The organism is Enhygromyxa salina (genome assembly GCF_002994615.1).
Taxonomy (GTDB): domain Bacteria; phylum Myxococcota_A; class Polyangia; order Nannocystales; family Nannocystaceae; genus Plesiocystis; species Plesiocystis salina_A.
The window spans coordinates 1-3,258 of sequence record NZ_PVNK01000057.1 but is presented as its reverse complement, the minus strand read 5'-3'; the positions used below and the strand labels follow the sequence as shown (position 1 = coordinate 3,258).

The following is a 3,258-nucleotide window of genomic DNA, read 5'->3' as shown; positions in this document are numbered from 1 at the left end:
TCCCCATGAGCCACCCACCCTCGACGCCGCAGCTACCCCCGGGGCCCCGAGCCTCACGTCTGGTCCAGACCTGGCGCTTCGTCGCCCGGCCGCGTCGCTCGCTCGACGACTCCTTCGCCCGCTACGGTGATGCCTTCACCGCGCGGATCTTCGGCATGGGGACGATCGTCGTGCTCAGCAACCGCGCAGCGATCCGCGACTTGTTCACCGCCGACCCCGAGGTCGTCGTCACCGGTGAGTCCAACCGGCGCCTGTTCGAGGACTTGCTCGGCGCGAACTCGCTGCTCAACCTCGACGGCAGCCGACACCTGCGCAAGCGCAAGCTGCTGACGCCGCCCTTTCACGGCCAACGCATGCATGTGTACGGCGTGGCCATGCGCGAGGCCGCTCGCCGGGCGATGGCGCGCTGGCGCGTCGGTCAGCGCTTTGCGATCGCCCAGACCATGCGCGACATCACCCTCGAGGTGATCTTGCGGGTCATCTTCGGCGTCGATGAGCTCGACCAACGCGAGCGGACCGGCGCCGTGGTCCTCGACTTCCTCGACTTCTTCTCTCGACCCGAGGCCGCGATGTTGGGCATCCGCGCCGCGCAGCTCGACCTCGGCCCGCGCTCGCCGTGGGGGCGCATGCTCCGAGTCCGCGCGCCCCTCGACGAGCGCATCAACGCCGCGATCGCAGCACGCCGGGCGGCCGGGACCGAGGGCCGCGAGGACATCCTCTCGATGCTGATCGACGCCCGCGACGAGGACGGGCAGCCGATGAGCGACGCCGAGCTGCGCGACGATCTGTTCACGCTCTTGTTGGTCGGCCACGAGACCACCGCCGCGAGCCTGACCTGGGGGTTTTGGACCCTGCTGCGCCGGCCCGATCTCGTCGCCAAGATTCGCGCCGAGTACCGCGAGGTCATGGCCGGCGGTCCTCTCGATCCGGGCCGGGTCGGCGAGCTTGTCTACCTCGACGCCGTGGTCAAGGAGCTGCTCCGCGTCCACCCCGTGACCGACGGGGCCGCGCGCTTGCTCATGCAGCCGACTCGGCTCGGCGATCTGCACTTGCCGGCCGGGGTCATGGCCGCAGCCTCGACCTGGCTGACCCACCACAACCCCGCGCTGTGGGATCAGCCGCGGCGCTTTTGGCCCGAGCGCTTCCTTGGGAAGAAGCCGCCAGCCTACGCTTGGCTGCCCTTCGGCGGCGGACCGCGGCGCTGCGTGGGGGCGGCCTTCGCAACCTTGGAGATGAAGATCGTGCTGTCCGAGCTGCTCAACCACGCCTCGTTGCGCGTCGAGCCCGGCTACCAGCCCAAGGTCGCTCGCCGCGCCATCACCTTGTCCGCCGCCGGGGGCGTGCCCGTCGAGCTGCTCGCGCCCGTCGCCGCAGCGGACCGCCCCCTCGACCCGGAAGCCAGCCCATGACCACGCTGCCCCGCCTGCACCTGTTCGAGTTTCACGATCAGACCTGGTGTCCGGCGCTCCTGCGCGAAGCCGTGACCGACTGCGTCAACGCGGCGTGGACCTTCACTGGCTTTTGGCGCAACGCCGTCCCCCACGTCGAAGATCTGCTCGAGCGCACGGGCGAACGAAGCATCCTCGATTTGTGCTCGGGCTCCGGCGGACCGGCCCCGCGGATCGTCCACGCCCTCGCGGGTCGCATGCCCGAGCTGCGCGTCGAGCTCAGCGACCTGTTCCCCAAACCGGCGAGCGTCGACGCGCTGAGCCCCGAGCTGCGCGCCCGGGTCCACTACCTCGAGCAGCCCGTCGACGCCCTCGCCGTGCCCGCCGAATTCGCTGGCCTGCGGACCGTGTTCGGTGCGTTTCACCATTTTCGTCCGGCCGAGGCCATTGAGCTGCTGCGCAGCGCCAGCGGCAGCGGCCGTCCGCTGGCAGTGTTCGAGTTTCAGCGCCGAACCTTGCTTCGCAGCATCATCCCGCCGATGGGCTTGGTCGGGCTCTCGCCGCTCGTCGCCCACTGGACCGCCCCGCGTCGCTGGTGGCGTCCGCTGCTGACCGCCGTTCCGGTGATCCCGGCGCTGTGGGCCTGGGACAGCTTCGCCACGATCATGCGCACCTACACCCCCGCCGAGCTCGTCGGTCTGGCCGAGCAGGCGCGCGCGCCTGGATACCGGTGGGAGGTTCGCGAGGCTCGCGGGGATGGGCCCGAGCGGATCACCTGCATCGCCGGGTTCCCCGACCCGCGCGGCGGCGTCGAGCTGATCGAGTACTGAGGCGCATCATGAACGCAGCATCCTGGTTACCAGAGCCTGGCCACGAGAGCTTGACGACGCGCTTGCGTCTGGTCTGTTGCGCGCACGCAGGCGGCGATCCGGTGGCCTTCTCGGCCTGGGCCAAGGCGCTGCCGCGGGCCGTGAGCCTGTGTCCGTTGCGTCGACCCGGACGGGATCCCCGCAGCGCGCACGCGGCCCTCGCCGACGTCCACATCATCGCGCACCAGGCGGTCGAGGCCTTGGCGACGCTGGCGACGCGGCCCTCCGCGTTGTTCGGTCACAGCCTCGGGGCGGTGATCGCCTTCGAGATCGCGCGGCTGCTCGAAGCGCGAGGCCTACCGCCTCGCCTCTTGATCGTCTCGGGTCGCGAGGCGCCGCAGGTGAGCCTGGGTCGCCCTCCGATCGCCGACCTGCCCGACGCGCGCTTCATCGCCGAACTCGACGCGCGCTATGGGGGGGTCCCCGCCGAGGTCCGGGACAGCCCCGAGCTCCTCGCTCGCCTCCTGCCGAGCTTGCGCGCCGACCTCCGCGCCGCGGAGCGCTATCATCATCGACCTGGACCCGCGCTGCGTTGCCCGCTGATCGTGTGCCAGGGCCGTCAGGACACCAGCGTCGATCCCTCGAAGCTCGATGGCTGGCGTGAACTCAGCCTCGGCAGCTTCGAGCGCGTCGACTTCCCTGGGGGCCACTTTTTTCCTTTCGAGCCCGCCTCGGGTTTCTCGACCTGGCTCGGCGAAGAGCTCCGCGTGCGGCTCGGGGGGTCGCGTCGTGATGGGGCGACCAAATGAGCTCGGCAAAGGCCGGGGTGACTCGGCCGGGTCGTGTCCGTTGGGGGTCCGCGCGAGGCTGGAGGAGGTCCGAATTCGGGGCGTCGCCTCTCCATCTGGGGGGCAGAAGGCTCTTGGTGGGGCCTCACCATGTCGGTTGGCTGCGCGTCGGAGGTGCTTTTCGTACGGCGATACCCCGAATTCGGACCACCTCCAGCCTTTTTGCGCTCCGCTCTTTGCGGTGGCTGACCCCGCTTTGAAGCGCTGGGCGAG

3 protein-coding genes are annotated in these 3,258 nt (G+C 70.3%); all 3 read left to right on the top strand.

Features of this window, described 5'->3' with window-relative positions:
• Nucleotides 1-5 precede the first annotated feature (5 nt).
• Genes ENSA5_RS05275 through ENSA5_RS05265 form a run of 3 tightly spaced genes read left to right on the top strand, consistent with a single transcriptional unit; the run spans nt 6 to nt 3,006 of the window.
• The gene (locus tag ENSA5_RS05275; protein WP_181197392.1) at nt 6-1,409 is read left to right on the top strand and encodes a cytochrome P450; all 1,404 of its coding nucleotides are present in this window, start codon (nt 6-8) and stop codon (nt 1,407-1,409) included.
• A complete protein-coding gene (locus ENSA5_RS05270) occupies nt 1,406-2,218 on the top strand; it encodes a class I SAM-dependent methyltransferase (RefSeq protein ID WP_106390452.1) in 813 nt (270 codons plus the stop codon). The genes ENSA5_RS05275 and ENSA5_RS05270 overlap by 4 nt, the downstream gene beginning before the upstream one ends.
• A gap of 8 nt (nt 2,219-2,226) precedes the next feature.
• Entirely contained in the window at nt 2,227-3,006 is a 780-nt protein-coding gene (locus ENSA5_RS05265) for a thioesterase II family protein (protein WP_106390451.1), read from the top strand.
• Nucleotides 3,007-3,258 lie beyond the last annotated feature (252 nt).

What these genes read in the sequence shown, in the direction of transcription:
- ENSA5_RS05270 (WP_106390452.1), top strand. Translation starts at nt 1,406, where the DNA reads ATGACCACGCTGCCCCGCCTGCACCTGTTCGAGTTTCACGATCAGACC.
- ENSA5_RS05265 (WP_106390451.1), top strand. Translation starts at nt 2,227, where the DNA reads ATGAACGCAGCATCCTGGTTACCAGAGCCTGGCCACGAGAGCTTGACG.
- ENSA5_RS05275 (WP_181197392.1), top strand. Translation starts at nt 6, where the DNA reads ATGAGCCACCCACCCTCGACGCCGCAGCTACCCCCGGGGCCCCGAGCC.